This is a genomic window from Variovorax sp. 01T432 (assembly GCF_056398605.1).
The window spans coordinates 72,520-95,549 of sequence record NZ_JBFTPS010000002.1 but is presented as its reverse complement, the minus strand read 5'-3'; the positions used below and the strand labels follow the sequence as shown (position 1 = coordinate 95,549).

23 protein-coding genes and 1 pseudogene are annotated in these 23,030 nt (G+C 66.3%); 8 read left to right on the top strand and 16 right to left on the bottom strand.

Annotation, left to right across the window (positions count from 1 at the left end):
* Nucleotides 1-4: 4 nt before the first annotated feature.
* From AC1DNF_RS02085 to AC1DNF_RS02075, 3 genes are read right to left on the bottom strand one after another with little or no spacing between them, the layout of a single operon-like run.
* Complete coding sequence (locus tag AC1DNF_RS02085; RefSeq protein ID WP_478146878.1) at nucleotides 5-514, bottom strand: (2Fe-2S)-binding protein; 510 nt, start codon at nucleotides 512-514, stop codon at nucleotides 5-7.
* Nucleotides 472-1,464: a tripartite tricarboxylate transporter substrate binding protein gene (locus tag AC1DNF_RS02080; protein ID WP_478146877.1), complete on the bottom strand. Its 993-nt coding sequence runs from the start codon at nucleotides 1,462-1,464 to the stop codon at nucleotides 472-474. Before AC1DNF_RS02080 ends, AC1DNF_RS02085 begins: the two co-directional genes overlap by 43 nt.
* Nucleotides 1,465-1,502: 38 nt before the next feature.
* Complete coding sequence (locus tag AC1DNF_RS02075; protein WP_478146876.1) at nucleotides 1,503-2,381, bottom strand: fumarylacetoacetate hydrolase family protein; 879 nt, start codon at nucleotides 2,379-2,381, stop codon at nucleotides 1,503-1,505.
* A 147-nt stretch (nucleotides 2,382-2,528) separates the two neighbouring features.
* Here AC1DNF_RS02075 and AC1DNF_RS02070 point away from each other — a divergent pair, with 147 nt between their 5' ends.
* Nucleotides 2,529-3,248, top strand: a complete 720-nt coding sequence (locus AC1DNF_RS02070; protein ID WP_478146875.1) for a FadR/GntR family transcriptional regulator — start codon at nucleotides 2,529-2,531, stop codon at nucleotides 3,246-3,248.
* 5 nt (nucleotides 3,249-3,253) lie between these two features.
* On the opposite strand, the gene AC1DNF_RS02065 is transcribed toward AC1DNF_RS02070, so the two are convergent.
* The 3 genes from AC1DNF_RS02065 to AC1DNF_RS02055 are packed head-to-tail and all read right to left on the bottom strand — an operon-like array spanning nucleotide 3,254 to nucleotide 6,425.
* Complete coding sequence (locus tag AC1DNF_RS02065) at nucleotides 3,254-4,327, bottom strand: AI-2E family transporter (protein WP_478146874.1); 1,074 nt, start codon at nucleotides 4,325-4,327, stop codon at nucleotides 3,254-3,256.
* Nucleotides 4,328-4,370: 43 nt separating this feature from the next.
* On the bottom strand, nucleotides 4,371-5,069 hold the full coding sequence (locus AC1DNF_RS02060) for a GntR family transcriptional regulator (RefSeq protein ID WP_478146873.1): 699 nt from the start codon (nucleotides 5,067-5,069) through the stop codon (nucleotides 4,371-4,373).
* A 33-nt stretch (nucleotides 5,070-5,102) separates the two neighbouring features.
* Nucleotides 5,103-6,425 carry a C4-dicarboxylate transporter DctA gene (locus AC1DNF_RS02055; RefSeq protein ID WP_478146872.1) on the bottom strand — a complete coding sequence of 441 codons (1,323 nt, stop codon included), beginning with the start codon at nucleotides 6,423-6,425 and terminating at the stop codon, nucleotides 5,103-5,105.
* A gap of 138 nt (nucleotides 6,426-6,563) precedes the next feature.
* On the opposite strand from AC1DNF_RS02055, the pseudogene AC1DNF_RS02050 reads away from it, so the two are divergent.
* From AC1DNF_RS02050 to AC1DNF_RS02040, 3 genes and pseudogenes are all read left to right on the top strand, one after another.
* Nucleotides 6,564-6,687 (top strand): annotated as a pseudogene (locus AC1DNF_RS02050) (NAD(P)-dependent alcohol dehydrogenase); the annotation flags it as partial.
* The gene (locus AC1DNF_RS02045; protein ID WP_478146871.1) at nucleotides 6,677-6,922 is read left to right on the top strand and encodes a hypothetical protein; all 246 of its coding nucleotides are present in this window, start codon (nucleotides 6,677-6,679) and stop codon (nucleotides 6,920-6,922) included. The pseudogene AC1DNF_RS02050 and the gene AC1DNF_RS02045, both read left to right, overlap by 11 nt.
* A 57-nt stretch (nucleotides 6,923-6,979) precedes the next feature.
* The gene (locus AC1DNF_RS02040) at nucleotides 6,980-7,483 is read left to right on the top strand and encodes a carboxymuconolactone decarboxylase family protein (protein WP_478146870.1); all 504 of its coding nucleotides are present in this window, start codon (nucleotides 6,980-6,982) and stop codon (nucleotides 7,481-7,483) included.
* 185 nt (nucleotides 7,484-7,668) lie between these two features.
* Here AC1DNF_RS02040 and AC1DNF_RS02035 read toward each other — a convergent pair whose 3' ends face one another.
* The 4 genes from AC1DNF_RS02035 to AC1DNF_RS02020 form a co-directional block, all read right to left on the bottom strand.
* Nucleotides 7,669-8,892, bottom strand: coding sequence for an NAD(P)/FAD-dependent oxidoreductase (locus AC1DNF_RS02035; RefSeq protein ID WP_478146869.1), 1,224 nt, complete (start codon nucleotides 8,890-8,892; stop codon nucleotides 7,669-7,671).
* A 165-nt stretch (nucleotides 8,893-9,057) separates the two neighbouring features.
* Nucleotides 9,058-9,384, bottom strand: a complete 327-nt coding sequence (locus AC1DNF_RS02030) for a non-heme iron oxygenase ferredoxin subunit (RefSeq protein WP_478146868.1) — start codon at nucleotides 9,382-9,384, stop codon at nucleotides 9,058-9,060.
* A gap of 8 nt (nucleotides 9,385-9,392) precedes the next feature.
* Nucleotides 9,393-9,863 carry an aromatic-ring-hydroxylating dioxygenase subunit beta gene (locus tag AC1DNF_RS02025; RefSeq protein WP_478146867.1) on the bottom strand — a complete coding sequence of 157 codons (471 nt, stop codon included), beginning with the start codon at nucleotides 9,861-9,863 and terminating at the stop codon, nucleotides 9,393-9,395.
* Nucleotide 9,864: 1 nt separating this feature from the next.
* On the bottom strand, nucleotides 9,865-11,130 hold the full coding sequence (locus tag AC1DNF_RS02020) for an aromatic ring-hydroxylating dioxygenase subunit alpha (RefSeq protein ID WP_478146866.1): 1,266 nt from the start codon (nucleotides 11,128-11,130) through the stop codon (nucleotides 9,865-9,867).
* Between the two features lie 128 nt (nucleotides 11,131-11,258).
* On the opposite strand from AC1DNF_RS02020, the gene AC1DNF_RS02015 reads away from it, so the two are divergent.
* Entirely contained in the window at nucleotides 11,259-12,173 is a 915-nt protein-coding gene (locus AC1DNF_RS02015) for a LysR family transcriptional regulator (protein WP_478146865.1), read from the top strand.
* Nucleotides 12,174-12,326: 153 nt separating this feature from the next.
* Here the strand turns inward: AC1DNF_RS02015 and AC1DNF_RS02010 are convergent, their stop codons facing one another.
* The 5 genes from AC1DNF_RS02010 to AC1DNF_RS01990 are packed head-to-tail and all read right to left on the bottom strand — an operon-like array spanning nucleotide 12,327 to nucleotide 17,324.
* A complete protein-coding gene (locus tag AC1DNF_RS02010; protein WP_478146864.1) occupies nucleotides 12,327-13,157 on the bottom strand; it encodes an intradiol ring-cleavage dioxygenase in 831 nt (276 codons plus the stop codon).
* A 45-nt stretch (nucleotides 13,158-13,202) separates the two neighbouring features.
* Nucleotides 13,203-14,270, bottom strand: coding sequence for a maleylacetate reductase (locus tag AC1DNF_RS02005; protein WP_478146863.1), 1,068 nt, complete (start codon nucleotides 14,268-14,270; stop codon nucleotides 13,203-13,205).
* Nucleotides 14,267-15,148: an FAD synthetase family protein gene (locus tag AC1DNF_RS02000; RefSeq protein ID WP_478146862.1), complete on the bottom strand. Its 882-nt coding sequence runs from the start codon at nucleotides 15,146-15,148 to the stop codon at nucleotides 14,267-14,269. Before AC1DNF_RS02000 ends, AC1DNF_RS02005 begins: the two co-directional genes overlap by 4 nt.
* Nucleotides 15,149-15,191: 43 nt before the next feature.
* Complete coding sequence (locus tag AC1DNF_RS01995; protein WP_478146861.1) at nucleotides 15,192-16,745, bottom strand: 4-hydroxyphenylacetate 3-hydroxylase family protein; 1,554 nt, start codon at nucleotides 16,743-16,745, stop codon at nucleotides 15,192-15,194.
* A gap of 42 nt (nucleotides 16,746-16,787) precedes the next feature.
* On the bottom strand, nucleotides 16,788-17,324 hold the full coding sequence (locus AC1DNF_RS01990) for a flavin reductase (protein ID WP_478146860.1): 537 nt from the start codon (nucleotides 17,322-17,324) through the stop codon (nucleotides 16,788-16,790).
* A gap of 337 nt (nucleotides 17,325-17,661) precedes the next feature.
* Between AC1DNF_RS01990 and AC1DNF_RS01985 the strand changes: the two genes are divergently transcribed.
* The 3 genes from AC1DNF_RS01985 to AC1DNF_RS01975 all read left to right on the top strand — a co-directional run bounded on the left by AC1DNF_RS01985 (nucleotide 17,662) and on the right by AC1DNF_RS01975 (nucleotide 21,997).
* Complete coding sequence (locus tag AC1DNF_RS01985; RefSeq protein WP_478146859.1) at nucleotides 17,662-18,612, top strand: LysR family transcriptional regulator; 951 nt, start codon at nucleotides 17,662-17,664, stop codon at nucleotides 18,610-18,612.
* 151 nt (nucleotides 18,613-18,763) lie between these two features.
* Nucleotides 18,764-19,813 carry a glycosyltransferase family 4 protein gene (locus tag AC1DNF_RS01980; protein ID WP_478146858.1) on the top strand — a complete coding sequence of 350 codons (1,050 nt, stop codon included), beginning with the start codon at nucleotides 18,764-18,766 and terminating at the stop codon, nucleotides 19,811-19,813.
* Between the two features lie 27 nt (nucleotides 19,814-19,840).
* The gene (locus tag AC1DNF_RS01975) at nucleotides 19,841-21,997 is read left to right on the top strand and encodes an amylo-alpha-1,6-glucosidase (RefSeq protein WP_478146857.1); all 2,157 of its coding nucleotides are present in this window, start codon (nucleotides 19,841-19,843) and stop codon (nucleotides 21,995-21,997) included.
* A gap of 530 nt (nucleotides 21,998-22,527) precedes the next feature.
* Here AC1DNF_RS01975 and AC1DNF_RS01970 read toward each other — a convergent pair.
* Nucleotides 22,528-22,896, bottom strand: a complete 369-nt coding sequence (locus AC1DNF_RS01970; RefSeq protein ID WP_478146856.1) for a hypothetical protein — start codon at nucleotides 22,894-22,896, stop codon at nucleotides 22,528-22,530.
* Nucleotides 22,897-23,030 lie beyond the last annotated feature (134 nt).

Genomic DNA, 23,030 nt, shown 5'->3' with positions numbered 1-23,030 from the left:
GGCCTCAGGCCTGGCTGCCGGCGGCGCGGCCGATCGCCCGCAGCACGCGCGGATGCGTGCCGCAGCGGCACAGGTTGCGCGCCATCGCCTCGCGCATTTCCGCATCGCTGGGGCGCGGGTTGCGCCGCAGCAGGGCCACGGCTGAAACCAGCATGCCCGAGGTGCAATAGCCGCACTGCGCCGCCTGTTCGGCGATGAAGGCGCTCTGCACCGCATGCGGAGCCGCGCGCGTGCCCAGCCCTTCGGCGGTCCGCACGCGCTTGTTTTCCACCGACCACATGGGCGTGTCGCAGCTCGGCACGGCCTGGTCGTCGATCAGCACCATGCAGGCGCCGCACTCACCCTCGCCGCAGCCGAAGTGGCTGGCCTTCAGGCCCAGCTCGTTGCGAAGCACGTCCAGCAGCGAGCGCTCCGGGTCGACCGTCAGCGTCTGCGGCCGGCCATTGACCGTCAGCGGCACCGGCCTGGCGTTCAGTCCACCGTGATGTGCGCCGACTCGACGATCTTGCGCCACTTGGCGATGTCCTGGTTGAGGTACTGCGTGAAGGCGGCGGGCGGCATCGCCATCCCCACCACGCCGGTCTTGGCCCAGGTCGCGCGGATCTCGGGGTCCTGCACGATCTTGCCGATCTTCTGGTTGAGCAGGTCGACGATCGGCTGGGGCGTGCCCTTGGGCGCCAGGATGCCAAGCCAGAGCGTCGCCGTGTAGTCGGGCAGGCCGAGCTCGGCCATGGTCGGCACATCGGGCAGCACGGTCGAGCGCGTCTTGCCGGTGGTTGCCAGCGCGCGCACCTTGCCGGTCGCGATCAGGTCGCCCATGGTGCTGACGGCGTCGAACATCATGTCCACCTGCCCGCCGAGCACGTCGGTGCGGGCGGCGCCGCTGCTCTTGTAGGGGATGTGGACGACGTTGATGCCCGCCATGCTCTTGAAGAGTTCGCCGGCCATGTGATAGGGCGTTCCGGTGCCGGAAGACGCGTAGTTCAGCTTGCCCGGGGCGGCCTTGGCCTGCGCGATCAGCTCGGGCAGCGTCTTCGCCGGCAGGCCGGCGCGCACCACCAGCACCAGGGGCGAATCGTTCACCGGCGCCACGGCGACGAAGTCGCGCATCAGCTCGTAGGGCTTCTGGCGCAGCAGCGATTCGTTCACCGTCTGCGTGTTCGACATCATGAGCAGGGTGTAGCCGTCCGGCGGCGACTTGGCCACGTACTGCGTGCCGATGACCGCGCCGGCGCCGGGCCGGTTCTCCACAATGAAGGACTTGCCGCTTTCCTTGCCCAGCTGCAGCGCCAGGATCCGCGCGTAGATGTCGGCCGACCCACCCGGGCCGAAGGGCACCACGATGGTGACCGGCCGCGAGGGATAGCCCTCCGGCGCCTGGGCCTGGGCCGGCTGCGTCAGCGCCAGTGAGGTGAGGGCGGCGAGCGCCCATGCGGCCAGGCCGCGGCGAGGATTCGTCTTCAAAGTCTTGTCTCCTTGTGTCGTGCGTTCCGGCCGAGGTGTCAGCCGACGGTGTTCTCGAGCACGCCGATGTCCTGGATCTCGATGCGGATCGCGTCCCCCGACTGCAGGAACTTCGGCGGGTTGAAGCCGATGCCCACGCCGGCGGGCGTACCGGTCGCGATCAGGTCGCCGGGCAGCAGCTCGATGCCGGCGGAAATGGTTTCGATCAGAGTCGGGATGTCGAAGATCAGCTGCGAGGTGTTGGCGTTCTGGCGCAGCTCGCCGTTGATCCAGCACTTGACGTCGAGCTTGGCCGCGTCCAGCTCGTCGGCCGTCACGAGGTAGGGGCCCATCGGGCAGAAGCCGTCGAGCGACTTGCCCAGGAACCACTGGCGGTGCAGCTTCTGCAGGTCGCGCGCGGTGACATCGTTCACGATCGTGTAGCCGAACACGTGCTTGAGCGCATCGGCCTTCTTGATCCCGCGTCCGGCCCTGCCGATGACGACGGTCAGCTCGGCTTCGTAGTCGAGCTGCTTGACGACGCCCGTGTGCGGGGGGATCGCATCGCCGGGGCCGATGATCGAGGTGAAGGCCTTGGTGAAGACCACCGGCGCTTCAGGCGCATGCTCGCCTTCCTTGGCGCTGCTGTCGAAGCCCGACTTGCTGAACTCCACCGCGTGCTCCGCGTAGTTCTTGCCCACGCACAGGATGTTGCGCCGCGGCTTGTCGATGGGCGCCAGCAGCCTGGCGCCGCTCAAGGGCCGGCCCTCTCCCTTGGGTACCAATTGGCTCTTGACCTGGTCGTAGTTCGCGATGAGATCGACGAGGTCGCCGGCGAAGCCCGGAACCAGCTCGGCGATCGGCCAGAAGCGCTCAGCGCGGGTATCGACCAGGGCAGGTGTGCGGTTGCCGGCCAGGGAAAGCGATGCGAGTTTCATGTCAGCGTGACCGCCGGACGGCGGCAGAATGGCGAAATGGGTTGCGGGAAGCGCAATGTAGAACCAAAATGGCCTTGACTCAATACCAATGCTCAAAATTATTAAACCAATTGGTCCAATTCAGATGAAGACTCACGGGAGTTTCGAATGAGCGAGCGGGAAGCCCAGGCGGCGGGCGCGGTGCCCAAGGCCGCGGGCGCCAAGGCGCTCTCGCGCTACCTGCAGGAGGGCATGGCCAGCGGCAAGCTGCGCGCCGGCGTCAAGCTGCCGGCCGAGCGCGAGCTGAGCGAGCGTTTCGGCGCTTCGCGCGGCGCCGTGCGGCGCGTGCTGTCGGGCTTTCGCGAGCGCGGCCTGATCACGCAGGCCGTGGGCAGTGGCACCTTCGTCGCCGGCGCGGCCGAGGAATTGATGCACGGCGTCGCCGACGCGGGTTCGCCGATGGACGGCAACGTCAGCCCGGCAGAGTTGATGGAAGCGCGCCGACTGATCGAGCCCTTGATGCCGGCTTTGATCGCCCGCAACGGCACGGCGGCGGATTTCGCCGCGATGCAGGAATGCCTCAGGCAGTCCGAGGCCGCGCAGAGCATCGAGGACTTCGAGCATTGGGACGGCGAGTTGCACAAGGCACTGGCCGTGGCCACCCACAACGCCTTCTTCGTGCGCATCCTCGACCTGACCCAGCGCGTGCGCGACCAGGGCGAGTGGGGCCGGCTCAAGGCGAAGTCATTGACCGCGCAGCGCCGCGCGCAGTACGAGCAGCAGCACCGCGCGCTGGTCGACGCCCTGCGCGACCGGGATGCGGCCGCCGCCGCCCGCCTGCTGATCGCGCACCTGGACCAGATCCAGCGCAACCTGTTCGAGGATTGAAGCGTTCAGGGCGAGGGCGGCGCGTTGCCGTCTTCGTCGTTGGAGGCCGCGAACAGGCTCCATGCGGCCATGAACAGCGCCGCGATCACCGGCCCGATCACGAAGCCGTTGATGCCGAAGAGCGCCATGCCGCCGAGGGTCGAGATCAGCACGATGTAGTCGGGCATCTGCGTGTCCTTGCCGACCAGCAGCGGGCGCATGACGTTGTCTACCACGCCGACCACCAGCACGCCGAAGGTGATCAGCGACACGCCCTGCCAGATGTGGCCGGTCGCGAGGAAGTAGATGGCCACCGGCAGCCAGATCAGCGCGGCGCCGACCGCGGGCAGCAGCGAGAGGAAGGCCATGATCACCGCCCACAGCAGCGCGCCCTGCACGCCCAGCACCCAGAACGCGAGCCCGCCCAGCGCGCCCTGGGCGATGGCGACCGCCACGTTGCCCTTGACCGTCGCGCGGATCACGGTGGTGAACTTGTTGAGCAGGTAATGGGTGTGCGGCCGGGCCAGCGGCAGCGCCTGGCGGATGGTCTTCGACAGGTCGCCGCCGTCGCGCAGCAGGAAGTACAGCAGGTACATCATGACGCCGAAGCTCACCAGGAAGTCGAAGGTGTTCTGGCCGATGCTGAGCGCGTGGGTGGCGATGGCCTGGCTGCCCTGCGCCGCATTGGCGGAAATGCGGGCGATGAGGCCTTCGAGATTGCCCAGGCCGAAGCGGTCCAGAAGATTGAGCGCCCAGTGCGGGATGGCGGCCACGATCTGCTGGAAGTAGTTGGCGAAGTTGATCTCGCCCGAGCGGATGCGCTGCGCCACCAGCGACACCTCCTCCACCAGCGAGACGGTGATCATGCTCAGCGGGATGATGACGATCACCAGGGCCACCGCCAGCGTGGCCAGCGCGGCCATGTTGCGTCTTCCGGGCATCCGCTTGAGCAGGGCCCGGTACAGGGGCGTGAACAGGATCGCCAGCGCCACGCCCCACAGCACCGCGCCGAAGAAGGGCATCAGGATCCAGCAGAAGGCGGCCGTGACCACGGCCAGCAGGAACAGGAAGACCGCGCGCTGGAGTTCGGGAGAATTCATAGGCGGGTCGACTTTAGCCGACCTTGGCGCCGCCCGGTTCGCTTCAGCGCCCGCCGCGCGGCAGCGCGACCGGCGCCAGCGTGGCCCGCAGGCGCTCGTCGGCGCCCGGGCCGGCGACCACCTCGACCTGCAGCGCCTCCTCGACGTTGCCGATGTGCTCGAGCATCAACTGCCGCGCCTGCGCCGTGTCGCCCGCGTCCAGCGCGGCCACGATCGCCGCGTGCTCGGCGCACGATTGCGCGGCCTCGTGCTTCGACTGGAAGAGGGTGGCCGCCAGGGTGGTGCGCGCGGTCAGGTCGCGCAGCACGTCGCACAGCAGGCGGTGCCCCATCTGTTCGGCCAGGCAGACATGGAAGTCGGCCAGCAGGAAGGCGCGCGTGGCGGCGTCGGCGCCCGCGATGGCGCGTTTCTCGTCGGCGATGTGCTCGCGCAACTTGCGGATCACCTTCGACAGCGGCCGGCCGGCCTCGGCCAAGATGCCGGACTCGACGATGCGGCGCGCCGCGAAGGCGTCGCGCGCCTCCTCGGCCGAGGGCTGCACCACATACCAGCCGCGGCGCGACTGCACCTCCACGAAGCCGCGTGCCTGCAGCTGCATCAGCGCCTCGCGGACCATCGTGCGGCTGACGCCGAAGTTCTCCGCCAGCGCCTGCTCCCCGAGCCGCTCGCCGGGCGCGAGCTTCTGCGCCAGGATGGCTTCGACCACGCGCGCGGCGATGGTGGTGGGGGTGACGTCGGTCATGGCGCCATTCTCGTCGGCCTTCGGCGACGTCCTTCAGTGCGCGGGCTGGATCGCCACCGGCGCGCCGTGCTCGGCCAGGGGTTCGTCTTCCGGCGAGTGCGTGCCGTTGAGCACCGCGTGGGCGCGCTCGCGGTCGATGTCGCCCTCCCAGGCCGCGATCGCGACCGTCGCGACGCAGTTGCCGATCAGGTTGCCGAGCGCGCGGGCGATGCCCATGAACCAGTCGACCGACAGCACCAGCACCAGCCCGATGGCGGGAATGGCGGGGATCGCATGCAGGGTCGCGGCCAGCACGACGATCGCGGAGCCCGGCACGCCGTGCGCGCCCTTGGACGTGACCAGCGCGATGGCGAGGATCGTCAGCAGGTCGGCCATCGAGATCGGCGTGTTGGTGGCCTGCGCGATGAAGACCGCGGCCAGCGTGATGTAGATCGAGAAGGCATCGAGGTTGAAGGAGTAGCCCGTCGGGATCACGAGGCCGACGGTCGAGTCGCGGATGCCCATGTGGCGCAGCTTGGCCATGATCTGAGGCAGCACGCTGTCGGAGGAGGTCGTGGCGAACACGATGGTGAGCTCCTCCCGCAGGTAGCGCAGCAGTTTGACGAGGCTGAAGCCCGACAGGCGCATCACGAAGCCGAGCACGACGAAGACGAAGATCAGCACCGCGCCATAGAAGAGCGCGACCAGCATGCCCAACTGCTTGAGCGAACCGATGCCGTACTTGCCGACCGTGAAGGCGATGGCGCCCAGCACGCCCAGCGGCGCGAGCTTGATGAGGATGCCCATGATCTTGAAGAGCACCAGCGACAGGGCATCGACCACCACGGCGACCGGCTTGCCGCGCTCGCCGAGCAGCGAGAGCGCGCTGCCGAAGAGCACCGCGAACAGCAGCACCTGCAGCACGTCGCCGGTGGCGAAGGCATTGACCACGGTGGTCGGGATCAGCTTCATCAGGAATTCGACCGTGCCGCCGCTGGTGAGCCTCTCGGCGGTGGTGGTGTAGGCGCCCAGGGCCGAGGCATCGAGCTTGCCCGGGTCCACGTTCATGCCGACGCCCGGCTTGAACACGAAGGCGAGCACCAGGCCGAGACCCAGCGCGATGGTGGTCAGCACCTCGAAGTAGATCAGCGCCTTGACGCCGACGCGACCCACGCGCTTGAGGTCACCCGCGCCGGCGATGCCGTGCACCACCACGCAGAACACCAGCACCGGAATGATCATCTTGATCAGCTTGATGAAGCCGTCGCCCAGCGGCTGGAGCTTGACGGCGAAGGCGGGAAAGAACAGGCCCGCCACCACGCCGAGAAGCAGCGCGATGACCACCTGACCGAAGAGCGATTTGGCAAAACGGGGCATGGCGGATCTCCGTGAATGGTTGCATGCAAGGAGTCATTGAACTTGCATACAAGCAATGTAGGCAAGATCCTGGGAAATTCTGTGAGGGTATTCCCGAGGCCTGCCGCGACGGATGATGGGTATGGGGCTATGCCAAGGGTCGGTGTGGGCTGCCTGGTGGATTCCTGCCGACATTGCGCCGCGTGCGGCAAGGGGCTGGGAGCAGTATTGCGAGAACGGCCGCGTCGACACCTACAACAGCGTCGACCGCCATGACGGCCAGCCGAGCGGCAGATCGCCGAGGTGCTGGTGCGCAGCCTGAGCTCGGATGCCGCAACCCAAAGACCTTCGAACTGGTGGCCGAGCGCGGCCCTGCGACGGCGGACCTCGACGCCTTGTTCGCCCGCCTGGACGCGGATGCCGCCGGCGCACTCGATGCGGTCCGCGACGCCGCGAACATGCCTTTGTCCGACGAGCCCGCGCGGGTGCGCGAAGACCTGCAGCGGCTCGCCGCCTGACGGGCCGGATCGCCCGTCACTTCCTTCCTGTCCCATCGCCCAAGCAAAGGAGCCCGCATGAAGTCACTGATCGCCGCCGCCACCATGGCCCTCACGATGCTCGAACCGGCTGCCGCCGCCGACCCCGAGCTGCACATCACGCGCGCCGGCACGCGGGCGGTCAATACCGCGCCGGCCGACTGGCTCGAGAAGGTTCCGGACGAGCAGTATCGGGTGACACCGCTGAAGGTGGCTGCCGCTGCTGCCTCTGCCCCGCGGGGGCGGCAACTGTTCGGCGATGTCGCGCCGAAGTTCGCGCAACTGACGGACGAAGTGCTGTTCGGCGACGTCTGGGCCCGGCCCGGACTCTCCCAGCGCGATCGCAGCCTGATCACGGTAAGTGCGCTGATCGCGATGAACCGCCCGGACCAGTTGCGGGCTCACATGGCGCGTGCGCGGCAGAACGGCCTGAGCGACGCGGAGCTGATCGAGACCGTGACGCACCTTGCGTTCTACGCCGGCTGGCCGAGCGCCGTCACGGCCATCGGCGTCGCTCGCGACGTGTTCGCCGCCAAGCCTTGACGGCGGATTCCTTGCCGGCACGAATGTCGGGACGAAGTGCCGTGAGAGTCGGCATCGGCAGACTTCAGTGCACAGCCTGATCCGCCGCAGGGCCTGCGGGCCCGGTCGGCGGGACTGTCCAAGGATAGGTAGTGGTCATGATGCTTCCTGGAGTGTGAATGGGGTCTGTTGCCGGTTCGTTGGCGTCAGAGCTTGGCGAGCGGCACCTGGAGATCGGCGAGCTGCTGTGGATCGACGCTGGTGCGGCGTTCGATAAGGCGGCGCGCGAAGCGCAAGTCGCGAGCAGCGTTCGGCCCCATTGCTGCCACGACCTTGTCTCCATCCAGGAAGAACATCACGAAGGTGTTGGAGTCCGGGTCTCCCCGAACCACGACTTGGTGCGCTGGCGTCGGGATTCCATAGATCTGGAGATTGACGTCGTACTGATCCGACCAGAACCAGGGCAGCGGCTGGTGGTTCACTGTGGTTCCAAGCGCAGCGCGCGCGGCGGCGATCCCTTGCTCCTGCGCGTTTTGCCAGGATTCAAGGCGCATGCGGCGTCCGGCCCACTCGCAATGCCAGACGGCCACGTCACCAGCGGCGAAGATGTCGGGATCCGACGAGCGGCACTGCGCGTCAACGCAGACGCCTCCATCGCAATCAAGGCCCGCCTCGCATGCGAGCTCATCGTTGGCGATCAAGCCCACGCCGACGAGGACGATATCGCATTCGATCTCTCGCCCGTCGCCCAATGCGGCGCTCAGGCTTCCCCCGGCTGTCCGGCCCAGACGAGCGACGTTCGCACCCAGTTCGATCCGAGCCCCGTGGGATGTGTGCAGACGCCGCAGATAGGCGGAAATCTCCACCGGAACCGTACGCTCGCACAGCCGATTCATCGTTTCCACGACGGTCACTTCCAGTCTCTTCTTCTTGGCCGTCGCGGCAACCTCGAGGCCGATCCAGCCGCCTCCGATGACCAGAAGTCGCTTGCCGGCGACCAGCGCGTCACCCAAAGCCTGCGAATCCTTGATGCTGCGTAGGGTGAAGACTCCGGCAAGATCCGCTCCGGGGATGCTCAGGCGACGGGCCCGACCTCCCGTGCAAAGAATCAACTTGTCATAGTTGACGGACTCTCCCTGCGTGAGCCGAACCTGCCTGGACCTCGTGTCGATGGCCGTCGCACTGACGTTGGGGCGCCAGTCCACGTGGAGAGCATCGAAGGCTTCCGGCTTCTGCAGGTAGGTTGTGTCCGCGCTTGCGTTGCCGGAAAGAACCGCCTTGGACAGCGGCGGGCGTTCGTAGGGCCGATGTGCTTCGTCGCCGATCAGGACGATCCGACCCGCGAAACCCTCGCTGCGCAAGGTCTGAGCTGCCCAGCCGCCTGCCTGGCCGCTGCCGACAATGACGATTGTCTGGGCGCTGGCGCTCATGAGCACGGGCAGTCGATGGGGCAGCGTGCCCCTGTCTTGTGCGCAATCGCACGGAGATTGGTTTGGCGCATTGAAGCTTCCAGTCCTGTGGATGTAGCGCGCAGCGGGATCTTCAACCCGTGGCCGTGGGCCGGTGGTGCCGCCGCGCGAGGTGCACCGAGGGGTTCAGGAGGATCGGCCCAGCGAAAGAAAGACCCGATTGGCTTCGATCTTCACTGGGTACGATCGAATGGCCTCGGTGACGGGGGCGCAAGTGGGCGCCCCGTTGCGGACGTCGAACCTGCCCTGATGCAAGGGGCATTCGATCTCATGCCCTTCGAGGAAGCCCTCGCACAGGCGGGCGTGCCCGTGGGTGCAGATGTTGTCGGTGGCGTAGATCGTGCCCTCCACGCTGTACAGCGCGATGTCGCGGCCATCGACCACCACGCCTACCACGTCGTCTGCGGGCACCTGGTCCAAAGGTGCGGCGTCGGTCCATTGCAACTCGCTCATGACTGGCCTCAAATCGGATAAATGATGGAATTCGGGATCATTTCGCTGTCGTAGATGACTTGCCGCGAAGCGAACTTCAGGCCCTGCTCGGTGCGAACCACGGTGTCGATGTAGCGGCCAACGCTGAAGACGGAAGAAAGCTCGGAGAGCTTGGTGCGGAACACCGCGTAGTTGGCCTCGCATTCGAAGCGACCTGCTTCGGCTTTCAGGACGAGCGGCGTTCCGACGACATGGCGCTGGTAATAGGGGTCGTGGAACAGCGTCTCGCGAATGCCGTAGACGCGATCCTTCAGCATGCCCTTGCTCTCGAAGGACAGCGTGGCGAGCGGAAAGCCGCGCTCGTGGTTCTCTCGCGGCTGCAGGCGGTAGCTGCACTCGTCCGTGAAGAATTCGGGCCACAACTCCCATTGCCCGGAGCTGACTGCATTGGCGTAGCTGGCGTAAAGCTGATTCAGTTCGAAGTAGTCTTGATGGTTCATCTCAAGCCTCCATGACCTTGCGCCAGTATTCGTACATTCCACGGATCAGGGTCTCCGTGACCATGTGATCGGTGTCGCCGACTTCGCGACCCCCGAGCTCCGCGAGCGCGCGATGGAAAGGCTTCTGTTCGAAGCCCTTCTGAGAAAGCTCGATGACTTCTCCGTCATCGGCCGACACGAAGCCGGCTGGCCCGAAGAGGTTGGCCTGGCGCAGCCGGCGCCGCGTCATCGCGGCATCGTCGTTCTCGAAGCCGAAGTGCGTCCAGACAAAATCGAAGGCGCCCGGGCCACTCGGCTGGATATGTCTCGTCGAGACGCTGTTGACCTGCTGCTGGAAGATCACGCTGGGGAACAGCGTCATCATGACCGCAGTCGGGCCGCCCCACCAGGGCTCCGGCACGATGTCGAGGAAGCGATCATCGTTGAGCTGCATGCTCTCCTTGAAACTGGAGACCTGGGTGACCTGGTCCGCCTTGCCGCTCGCGCCGCGGGTCGAGATCATCGCGGCATGGCGATGATGCCGGTCCATTCGGAGCTCGGACTTGTTGTCTGCGCGCCAGAGCCCAAAAGTCACGAACCAGGTGTGGAGCAGGCCGGGGTGGTACGGATCCTTGATGTTCTCCTGCATCAGTTTCCAGTTGCCTGGGATGCGCTGGCGGTTGTAGCCGAGGATCGTCAGTTTCCGGCCGTCGAACAAGCGATCGAAATACCGCAGGATCTCCGGCCCCATGAAGTCTTCAAGTGATTCGACATCAGGGTCGAACGAAGCAAAGACCACGCCGCCGCGCGTCGCAACCTTCAGCTTGTTGAGGCCATGGTCGGCGGGCTTGAAGTCGGGCGGCATTCCGCCATTGATCTTGCCATCCTGTTTGACGCCGCGTCGAAAGGGCACCCCCTGCAGGTCGCCGGTCAGCGAATAGTTCCACTGATGGTAGGGACAGGTGAGTCCCCCTGCCTTTCGATTGCCATGGCGCTCCCGGCAGAACTGCATGCCCCGATGAGCACACACGTTCTCGACGACGCTGATGGAGTTCTCGGAGTCCCGCACCATGATGACTGAGCGTTCGCCCACCACAGTGCGCTTGAAATCGCCGATCTCCGGGATCTCCGCCTCAAGGCCTGCATAACACCAGTGCCCCTTGTAGAAGAGCCGCTCCAGCTCGCGCCGATGCTGATCGGCTTCGGTGTATGCCATGAAGGGGATGCGGCTCGTGCCTTTGTCTTCCCAGTGAATCTTCTGAGGGAACACTGCTGATGTGTCATCCATGTTTGTCTCCTGTCAGGTCGTGTGGGTCGACCTGCGCATCGCGGTAGGGCAATGATCGATCTGTCGAGCTCATCGTTCAATAGAATATGGTCAATAGTCAAAATTGATTTTGAGAATGTAGGGATGCCGTGGAACTCAAGGACATCGATCTCAATCTCTTGGTCGTCTTCCAGCAATTGCTGGTCGATCGGCGGGTTTCGAAGGTTGCCGAGAACCTCGGGCTGTCCCAGCCGGGCGTGAGCAACGCGCTGGCACGGTTGCGCAAGCTCACCGACGACCCCCTCTTTCTTCGGACGCCTAAGGGAATGGAGCCAACCCCGTTCGCGCAACAGCTCGCCGAGCCGACGGCGAGTGCCCTGCAAATCATCCATTCGGCGATCAACCAACGCGCCACGTTTGACCCGGCTGCCTCGAAGCGGGCATTCACCGTCGGAATGTCCGACATTGGAGAGATCTACTTCCTGCCCAAGCTCATGAAGGAACTGGCCCGTAGCGCGCCCAACGTGTCGCTGAGCACTGTCCGCAACACCGCAGTCAATCTTCAGGATGAAATGGAGTCAGGCCATGTCAGCCTTGCGATCGGGCTGCTGCCGCAGCTCAAAGCCGGCTACTTCCAGCGCCAATTGTTCAAGCAGCACTACGTGTGCATGTTCCGGCGCGGCCACCCGCTCGACAAGCGGACGATCTCGCTCGATGCCTTCTCGGCGGCCGAGCATGTGGTCGTGGTCTCCGAGGGGACGGGGCATGGCAGGGCGGACGAGCTCCTGGTTCGCAGGAAGGTGGTTCGCAAGGTCGTCTTGACTGTTCCTCATTACGTGGCAGTGGGGCACATCCTGCACGACTCCGATCTGGTGGCCACAGTGCCGGAGCGGCTAGCGCAAGCGCTGTTGGAACCCTTCGGGTTGTCCTATGTTCGCCACCCCGCCAAACTGCCTGAGATCGCGATCAGCTTGTTTTGGCATGGGCGTTACCAGAAGGATCCGGCCATTTCCTGGCTGCGTTCGTTGATTGTCCGATTGCATGGAGAGAGAACCGCCGATTGAGCCGGTAGAGCGACCGACGGGGGTGGGCAAGATGTGGGACCAGGGCCTCGGCATACGCGGCGAAGGGGCGGCCGGATTGACGAGGGTCGGTGTTATCGAGAGGCTCCGAGTCTGCCGACAGCCTTGATACAGCAGCAATCAGCCACGCCTCTTTCATGGTTGCGGGTTGAGCACCAGGTCGAAGTCCAGCGAATAGCGGCCGTCGGGCGCCTGAACCCAGTCGCCCAGCAGCGACTCGCGCACGCCGAACACGGCGTCGGAATCGAGGTACTTGTCGCCCCTGCGAAACACGTGCGTGACCAGCGTCTCGAAGCCGGGCGCGCGAACCATGAAGTGCAGGTGCGCCGGTCGCCAGGGGTGCCGCCGGGTGGCGCGCAGCATGTCGCCCACCGTGCCGTCGACCGGGATCGGATACGCCTGGGCGACCACCGTCCTGAAGCTGAAGCGGCCTTCGGCATCCGATGCCAGCACACCGCGCGCCTGGTGCCTGTCCAGGCCGTCGTACTGCACGTCGTAGCGGCCCTGCGCATCGGCCTGCCAGACCTCCAGCTCGGCACCCGCGATCGGCTTGCCGTCCAGTCCGCGCACCGTGCCGCGCACCTCGCAGGGCTCGCCGATCGCGCCGTTGCCGACGTCATCGCCGTTTTGGTAGTGCGGCGCGCCTTCGACGTGGAAAGGCCCGAACACCGTCGCCTCGGTGCACCCGGCAGGCTTGTCGTGGTTCATCGCGACGGTGAGCATCGAGAGGCCGAGCGTGTCGCTCAGGAGGATGAACTCCTGACGCTTCTCGGTGCACTTCTGCCCGGTGGCCGTGAGGAACTGGATGCCCTGCATCCACTCGGCCTCGGTGAGCTTCACCTCGCGGGCGAAGTCATGCAGGTGATGCACGAGGCTGGTGAGGATTTCCTTCAGCCGGGGATCGGGCGTGTCGGCCAGGCGTTCGATCACGGCGCCGGTGATGGTGTGCTGGTTCAGGTTGCGCATGGGGTCGTCTCCTTGGTTGGGATCGGCTGGGTGGATGGATGGCGCTCAGTGCGAAGGCCGAATGCCGTCGAACGCATCCTGAAGAAGCTGTCGGATCGCACCGGCCTCCAGCGGCCGCGGATTCCAGTAGGGGTTGGTCATCGCAATCCGGCAGGCGCGATCGAGATCGGCGCCGCGCATGTCGATGTCCTTCAGGGCCATGGTGGCGCCGGCGCCGGAGGCCAGATCGAAGACGCTCTGCGCCGCGCTCGTTCCGCCGAGGGCTCTCGCGATCCGCTCCATGGCTTGCGGCGCCGCCTTGGCGTTGTAGGCAAGCGCATGGGGCAGGACGATGGTGTGCGTTTCCGCATGCGGCAGGTTGAAGCTGCCGCCGAGCGTGTGGCAGAGCTTGTGATGCAGGGCCATGCTCACGCTACCCAGCACCGCGCCGCACAGCCATGCGCCATACAGGGCCTCGCTTCGGCCGGCCGATGCCTGCGCGGTGCCGCCGGTCGCGAGAAGGGGCAGGGCGCGGCCCAGCGCGGCGATGCCCTCCTGCGCCATCAGGTCCATGATCGGATTGGTGTCGCGTGCATAGAAGCTCTCCGCCGCATGCGCGATGGCGTTGATTCCACTGGCGACGCTGACGGCCACGGGCAGCGAACGCGTGAGAGCGACGTCGTAAATCACCGTGCGCGGCCTCACCCGCGCGCTGGTCCCGGTCTTCTTCAGGCCGTCCACCGTGATGCCGTAGATGCCGGTCATCTCGGAACCGGCATAGGTGGTGGGAATGGCCAGCACGGGCAGTCCCGCTTCGAGCGTCATGGCCTTCGCGAGGCCGATCGTGGACCCGCCGCCCAGGGCCACCAGGCAGTCGGCGCCCAGGTCACGCGCAGCCTTGCGGCCCTGGTGGACGAGGTCGAGAGGAACGTGCATGGCGGCCTTGTCGAAGACCCCGGCACAGCAGGCGCCCAGAATCGATGCGATGCGTTCGGCCTCGGCGCGTTGACCCGGTGTGCTGAGGACCATGGCACGCGCGGCGCCCAGAGCATCGACTTCGGCGCCGAGGCGGGCCAGTATGCCGTCGCCGAACAGGATGCGCTGGGCGTGGCTGGTATGAGTAAAGGTCTTCATGCCGTGCCGATCTCGTGCAGCGAACCCGCCCGGTGATGTCGTGCGCGGTCGACGAACCTCATGCGCAGCAGATCGCCCGGATCCGCCTCGACTTCATCGTCGGCGACCAGGTGCACCGTGCGCCGGCCGGAGAGAGGGCCGCCGCGGACCTGCAACAGCGCAGGAATCCACGACGACCCCGTGCCGCCGCGCCTGACCGCGCCGACGTAGTCCGCGGGAGCCGGTGCGCACATGGCCATCGGCAGCTCCGCCTCCACGACGCGGCGCGATGCGATCACCGCGCGGGTGACGGTCCCGGTCATCTCGTGCGGGCGCTGGAGCATGGCCGCCGCACCCGCGAGGTCCCCGAGCTGGATCAGGCGGCGCGCCTCCGTCGATGAGCTGTGCACCGGATCCCGCGACCCCGGTATCGCATCGAGACGCACCGGCGCGACGGCGAAGCCGAGTTGCAGACCCAGCGTCGCCAGGTAGCTCACCGTGCCTTGCCGTGCGCGTCCGCAAGCGAAGTTCTCGCCCACGATCAGCTCCCGCATGCCCAGCTGTTCGACCAGCGTAGTGAACACGAATTGGTCGGCGGGCTGCCGCCTCCTGGCCTGGTCGAAGCGCAGCACCAGGCAATGGTCGACGGCGCCGGTGGCTGCGAGCAGCTGCATCCTGTCGTCGAGGCTGGACAGCAGCATCGGGCGCGCATCGGGTCGGACCACGGCCCGCGGATGCGGGTCGAAGGTGACCACCGCGGTGGGCAAGCCCAGCTGCGAACCCCGCGAGCGCAACTGGCGCAGCACCTTCGTGTGTCCGCGGTGGACGCCGTCGAACATGCCGATCGAAACGACCGAGGCCGGCAGGCGGAAGTCGCTGGATCCCGTGATGACATTCATGAGAAGGCCTTTCGCCCGGCGGGCAGGTCGTTGCGATCGAGGCTCAGATGGCGAGCGTGCCGCTCAGGGAGAGCCGCTCCTGATGCCTTGCCGCGTCCATCGCCTTCGCATAGTCGGCCGTCGCCTTGTAGTCGGTGTTGTCTTCGGCCACCGAGTCGATGCCGCAGACCTGGCGTGCCAGCTTGCCGTAGGTGCCGGAGCCGGAGAACTCGGCGCGCTGCATCGTCAGCATGCGGATGCTCTGCAGCGGCGTGCCGTTGAAGTTCTCGAACACGAACAGGCGGTTGCCCCAGTCGGTCAGGAACAGGTCACGGATGACCCGTCCGATGCGCAGGCGATCCTTCGGCCGGCCGACGGGACCGGAGTTCATCTTCTCGAACATCGTGTTGAGCTTGGAGTCTTCCCATTGATCCTCGGTGGCGAAGAGCAGGGCGCTGCGGCCCGACAGGTCGACCAGCTCGTAGATCATCTGGGAGAAGTTCTCGAGATAGAGTGCGCGCCCGAAGTCGTAGATCAGGATGTTCGGCTTGTAGAGCCCGCCCGGCGTGTGGAAGCCGAGTTCCTCGCTGGCGACCACGTGCGCCAGCATGGCCTGGTGGAAACCGATGAGCTTGGCGACCCGTGTCTGCACCGCCGGGATCTTGCTGGTGCCGATGTGCTCGGTGATGAGAACGGCCAGGCCGGCCATCAGCTCTGCTCGAACCATCTGGCGAACGAGTGCGTGGTAGTGCAACCAGTCGAAGACGCGCTGCGGATAGAGCTTCGCGTGCTCGGGGTTGCCCAGGTGGAAGACGTGCGACCATGGGATGAAGACCTTGTCGAAGACCGTCATGCCGTCGAGCTCGTCGCCCTGCGAGGCCAGCGGATGCTCGGTGCGGTCTTCCTTCACCAGGCTCTCGCGGCACACCAGCGTGAGCCCCTTGGTTGCCACCGGGACAGCGGCGAAGATGATCTGGTCGGCCGGGATGCCGGGCCTGAAGAAGACGCCGATGTGGACCCAGTCCGCGAACGCGGTGCCGGTCGAGACGGCCTTGACGCCGTCCACGATGATGCCCTTGTCGTTGCGCTCGATCACGCGCAGTCCGGGCGATCGGGCCTGGGCTTCGGGTGTCGATCGGTCCATCTGCGGATCGACGAAGTTCGGCGCGCAGTTGTGATCGCGATTGCGCACGAACTCGGCGAACTCGACGATGTTCTTCGACAGCGCCTGGCCTTCGGTGCCGATCGACTGCTCCTGCCAGGGCGTCGGATCGTCGGTGTAGGTGGTGAGAACGTAGTTGTTGACGTCCGGCGTGCGCGGGAAGGAGGCACCGGCCATCTCGCGCATCACGGTCTCGTGGTAGCGGCGCTTGCGCTTGAGCTCTTCCTTGGTGCGATGGCCGAACCACATCATCGAGCGGCGCTCGCCCTTGTCGTCCACGTAGGTCATCACGTCCTGCAGGTCGGGGCGATGGTGCAGGTCGTAGAAGTCCGCGTGTCGCTGCGCGTAGTCGCGAGTCTTCGGATGCGTCGCGATGTTGTCGATCTTCTCGTTGCCGACCCAGACGACGCGGCCGTCGTTGAGGGACGCGAGATATTGCTTGCCCGTTCTTAGCATTTCAGTTCCTTTGGTTTGGAGGGGGACACAAGAAGCGTCGGCTCACGCTTGAGCGGTCGGCTGGGTGGTTGCATAGGCGCGCTTGCAGTACACAAGCGGTTCGCGGTGCTCTTCGATATGCGCCTTCGTCGCCAGCACCCTGGCGAGAAAGACGCTGTGTGTTCCGACTTCCATCGCGCTGACGACGCGGCAATCGAGCGCGATCATGGCGTCTTCGCTGTAGGGAGCGCCGGTCGCCAGCGTGCGCCAGTTCCCCTGCTCGAAGCGAGCCTTCATGGGGATCGCGCCGACGCCGGCGAACATGTCGGATGTGCTGCGCTGCTGCGAACTCAACCAGTTCACGCACAGCACATCGTTGGCCTTGATCACGCCGTTGACATAGCTTCGGCGGTTCATGCATACCAGCACGGTCGGGGGTGTGTCGCATACCGAAGCCACCGCCGAACAGGTGACACCGGCCAGGCCGCCCGGCCCGTTCGTGGTGACGACCGTCACGGCGGTGACGGCGCGGGCCAGTGCATCCCGGAACTCCGGCACCGAGATCCCGGTGTCCTGCTCATTCATTGTCTCGTGGGTCATGTTTGCGCTCCGTTGAATGGTTGGGAGAGAGGAGGGACCTGATGCGGTGTGCGCCTGGAGAAATAGTAGGTGGGGCCTCTGCGGGGCGCCATGAGCGGGGGGGAATACGGACTATTCCGCGCCGTGAGCCGGAACGATCGAAGCCGCTCCCGCTGGTCTTGCACCACGAACCGACGCCGACGGGGTGACGCCTGGGACGCGGCTGCCGTCACTGTCCGCATGCCCTGGAGGAATAGTGCCCATGCCCCGGCAACGCTGTCCAAAGCCGGGTGGCAGCCCTAAGGTCGGACCCGCCAGGAGGGTCGGCGGTATATTTCGCAAACCAGGACTCGAGCATATGGGTACGAACCTACGCGGCCACGCAGATCAACTGGACCTCTACCAGCTTCAGGTCATCGACGTTCTGCTGCGCGAGCAAAGCCTCACCCGCTCCGCGCTGGTCCTCAACACCACGCAGCCCGCGTTGAGCAAGACCTTGGCGAGGCTGCGCGTCTACTTCGAGGACCCCCTGTTTGTGCGCGTGTCGCTGAGCATGGAGCCCACGCCCAAGGCCCTGGCGCTTGCGGCACCCATCCGGCTGATACTCGACGAGATGCAGCTGCTGCGCTGTACGCAAGTGCCCTTCGATCCCGGCACCAGCGACCGCAGCTTCAGCTTCTTCGCGGCGGACGCGGGCATGGTCGTGATGCTGCCTCCGCTGGTCAAGTCGCTGCATGAGCAGGCGCCGGGCGTGCGCCTGAAGGCGGTGCAGCTGGAAGAGGACCATCTGCATGACTGGCTCAAGTCGGGCAAGGTCGACCTGGCGATCGGTTCCTATCCCTCGCTGACCCAGGGCATCCGGCGACAGCGGCTCTTCATGGCGACTTTCATGAGCCTGGTGCGCAAGGGCCATCCGCGCCTCACGACGGAGCCCACGCTGGAGGATTTCGCGGCCGAGCAGCACGTGCTGGTCTCGTCGTCGGGCACGGGCCACGGCGTTGAATTGACCGAACATGCGCTCGAAGCCGCGATCCCGGCCCACCATTTCACGGTGCGCGTGCCCGGCTTCACTGCCGCGGCCGTGGTTGCCAAGCATACGGATGCCGTGGTGACGTTGCCCTCGCCGCTCGCCGCCGTGCTGGCCCGCGAGCTCGACCTCGAATTGATCAAGCCGCCGCTGCGACTTCCGCGATTCGAGGTTGCACAGTACTGGCACGAACGCTTCCACCGCGAGGCCGGCAACCAATGGTTTCGCTCGGTGCTGCATCAGCGATTCAGCGGCGACGCCCGATTCGACGGCAGCGACTGAACTCCTGGACCCGGCCTCCTTGACCCGGCACCAGGTCTGCGTGGCGTGCCGCGCCCGTAGGAGCGCGCCGCACCCTCAGCAGCGCTCCTGTCCTCCCCGAATCCGATGCGCTTCGTGTAGCTTGACACCAGCGTTCCCAGCGAGGACCCCGATGAAGATTGCCCAGATCGCTCCTCTCTACGAGGCCGTGCCGCCGCACCTCTATGGCGGCACGGAACGGGTTGTCGCGAACCTGACCAATGCGCTGATCGATCAGGGCCACGACGTCACCTTGTTCGCCGCCGCGGGCTCGCGTACGCGAGCCGAGCTGCTCGGGTTTCGCGACCAGGCGCTGCGCCTGGATCCCGCCGCGCTCAAGTCGGACCTCGCGAGCCATCTCGTGCTGCTGTGGGAGGCGCGCCGTCGCGCCCACCAGTTCGACGTGCTTCACTTTCACATCGATATGCTTCATTTCCCCTTCTTCGAGGACATGGCTGGCCGCACCTTGACCACCGCGCACGGCAGGCTCGACATCCTGGATCTGCCGCAAGCCTACGGTTGCTGGAACACCTTTCCCCTGGCATCCATCTCGAATCAGCAGCGCAAGCCCTTGCCCTTTGCAAACTGGATCGGGACCGTCTACAACGGTATCGATGAGACGCTCTTTCCGTTCCGCGCCGTGCCCGCGGGTGGCTACCTCGCGTTCCTGGGCCGCATTTCGCCCGAGAAGCGGCCGGACCGCGCCATCGCTATCGCCATCCGCGCGGGCATGCGGCTGCGGATCGCAGCCAAGGTAGACGCCGTGGACCGCGCCTATTTCGAGCATCGCATCCAGCCTCTACTGAAGCATCCGCTCATCGAATTCGTCGGCGAGGTAGGAGATGCGCAGAAGGCGGAGTTCCTGGGCAATGCCCAGGCTCTGCTTTTTCCTATCGACTGGCCGGAGCCCTTCGGCCTCGTGATGATCGAGGCGATGGCCTGCGGCACGCCGGTCGTGGCCTGGCGCTGCGGCTCCGTGCCAGAGGTGGTCGAGGAGGGCGTGACAGGCTTGGTGGTGAGCAGCGAGGAAGATGCCGTGGCTGCGGTGGGCGCAGCGGCGCGGCTCGATCGTCGGGGCGTGCGAGCGGGCTTCGAGCGGCGCTTCTCGTCGAGGGTGATGGCGGACGCCTATGTCGAGCTCTACCATCGGCTCCCCGCCATCGCCATGCCCGAGGCGGCCTGAACAGCCGGCGGTCGAATGACACAGGGCATGACTCAGGAGCCGGCACTGCTCGGGGGCGACACGCTTCCCGAGGTCCTCGAGCGCACGCCGCAGCGCCTCTTCGTCCTGAAGGAAGGCGACACTTTCCTGGTCGCCGACATGTACGGCGACGTGACGGGCGAGGCCGACGGTCTGTTCTCTAACGACACCCGGATGCTCTCCACGTTCCGCCTGCGCCTGGGCGGGCGCAGGCCGTCGCTGCTGTCTGGCGGCGTGAGCCAGGACAACGTCTTCTTCACGGCCCACATGACCAACCAGCCGCTGCCTCCGCTGGGCGATGCCGCAACGCCGCAAGGGGTCCTGCACGTCGAGCGGGAGCGCTTCCTGTGGAGCGGCCGTGTATTCGAGCGCGTCACGCTCTTCAACTACGGCCAGACGCCGGTGCGCGCGCCGCTCGTTGTCCAGTTCGCAGCGGACTTCCGCGACATGTTCGAAGTGCGCGGCCAGAAGCGCGCGCGACGCGGCGAGCGGCAGCCGCCAGTGCTGAGCGAGCGGGCGGCGCAGCTGGGTTACGAGGGGCTCGACAAGGTGATGCGCAAGGTGTGCATCGAGTTCTCGCAGATGCCGCAGCGCCTCGATCAGGCGCATGCCGAGTTCCGCGTGGACGTCGTCGAGCGCAGGCCCTGGACCCTCTACATCGAGGTCGGGCCCGGGCCGACCGAGCCGCCCGGCCGCGGACGCTACCGGCAGGCCGCGGCGGCGGCGCGGCGCAGCATGCGTGTACGGCAGCGCAGCGGGGCGCGGGTGCAGGCCTCGGCTCGATTGTTCCAGTTGTGGCTCGACAAGTCGCGCGCCGACCTCGCGCTGCTGACCACGGAGTTGCCCACCGGGCCCTACCCCTATGCCGGCATCCCCTGGTTCTCCACGCCATTCGGCCGCGATGCCATCATCACGGCCCTGCAGACCCTGTGGCTCGACCCGTCGCTCGCGCATGGTGTGTTGGCCTTCCTCGCGCGCAACCAGGCGCAGCAGACCTCGACCTTCCGCGACTCGGAGCCCGGAAAGATCATGCACGAGACGCGCAAGGGCGAGATGGCCGCGGTCGATGAGCTGCCCTTCGCCAAGTACTACGGCGGGATTGATACCACGCCGCTCTTCGTGGTGCTCGCCGGCGCGTATGCCGAACGCATGGGCGGCGCGCGCGCCATCGAGCCTTTCTGGGCGGCGCTCGATTCGGCCGCGCGCTGGATGGAGCGCAGCATCGCCGGCAACCCCGACGGCTTCCTGAGCTATGCGCGCGGAGAGTCCAGCGGCCTGGCCAATCAGGGCTGGAAGGACAGCAACGATTCGGTCTTTCACGAAGACGGCACCACGCCTGAAGGGCCGATTGCGCTGGTCGAAGTGCAGGGCTATGCCTACCGTGCCTACCTCACGATGGCCGAGCTCGCGCAATGGCGCGGCGACGACGCGATGGCCGGCGATTGGAGGCGTCGCGCGGAGGACTTGCGCGTGGCGGTCGAGGAGCGCTTCTGGCTGGAGGACTTGCGGTTCTACGCGCTGGCGCTCGACGGAGCGGGGCGGGCGTGCAGGGTCAGGGCCTCCAATGCGGGCCACTTGCTGTTTTGCGGATTGCCGCGGCCCGAGCGTGGTCGGGCGCTGTCACACCAGTTGCTGTCGAGCGCTTTCGACTCGGGCTGGGGCATCCGCACGCTGCCGACGGAAGCCGTGCGCTTCAACCCCATGTCGTATCACAACGGTTCCGTATGGCCGCACGACGTCGTGTTGTGCGGCGCCGGCATGGCGCGCTACGGCGAGCGCGAGGGCCTCGTGCGGCTGATGAGCGGCATGTTCGAGGCCGCGACCTACTTCGGCATGCGCCTGCCCGAACTCTTTTGCGGCTTCGCGCGCTCGCCGGGCGAAGCCCCGACCTCCTACCCGGTGGCCTGCCTGCCGCAGGCCTGGGCTGCGGGTTCGGTCTTCATGCTGCTGCAGGCGACCCTCGGCCTGCGGATCGACGCACGCCGCATGATGATCCTCGTGGAGCAGCCGCGGCTGCCGCAAGACATCGACCGTTTGCATCTGCGCCACATGGACGTGGGCGGGCAGTGCGTCGACCTGAGTTTCCAGCGGCTCGGCGACCGCGTGGTCGCGTTCATCGAAGCGCAGCGCGGTCCGCACCAGGTGCGCCTCTCCGTGCAATATTGACCGGCGCGGGGCCCTCGGGTGCGTCCGTCGCGCGGTCGCCGCCTGCCCACACATCACGGCAGAACCTCCGCACTCGGCTTGTGCGAGGCCGCATGCAAGCGTTGCTCTGCGACGGCCAGCCTCGCGAACATGAGCAGCTCCACATCCGTGGGTCCAGGGCCCAAGCCTTCGAGGTGCAAGCGGAATGCGCGAACGATGCGGCCCTGCATTGCTTCCCTGACTTGCATCGCCGCCATCCATCCCCTGTGCGCAATCATGTCGTCAGCGTCCACCGAGAGTGGCGCCGGACCATGTCTGCTGCGAGAAGCGGTCGACGCGCGCTTCCGTGGCCGGGCCGCCGGTTGGCTGGGAGTCGCAGGCTCTGGCATTTCGTTCTCCTGAGAAGATCGCCCGAAAGGGAGTCTTTCAAAGACTGCCATTTGGCCGCGGCGCCAGGCCGCGGCTGTAAGACGGGGGCGCGATGTCTCGCCGGAATTTCCAAGGAGACCCGCGCAAGCCCGCCGGAGTTGCCCGGTCGCCGCTCGAAGCCCTTAGCGCCGTGAACCCGGCTCGCCGAGGGGCTGGCGCAGCGAAGCGACCGCGCTCCAGTAGACCCGGGCGTGCCGGAGGAGAAAGCCCAGCGCGAAGCCTACGAAGCCGCCGGCCATCACGCGGAAGATCAGTGGCACATCCTCGTCGCCGCTCGTCAACCCGAGCAAGAAAAGCGCAAACAGGCACAAGAAGGACCAGCGCAGCAGGTACGTCGGTGCGTGCGCACGAAGCCAATGGTTGTTGCGACGCCGCAGATCCGAGAGCTCCTCGCGCGCTGCGTCAGGCGGCGGGGCTTCGATGCACGCGTCGAAGAACCAGAATCTGCGCCAGACCGACGCATCGGTGGGCTTGCTGCTCAGGTTGTTCATGCCGTGGGTTTGGCTCGCGCGGCCATGCATCCCAGCAGGCCTGTACCGCATCCGCATGTCGGAAACGGCTGGCGAGTCATTGCTTCACTCGATCCTTCCGATCGCGGAATAATCGACCCCGGCACGGCGCGCAT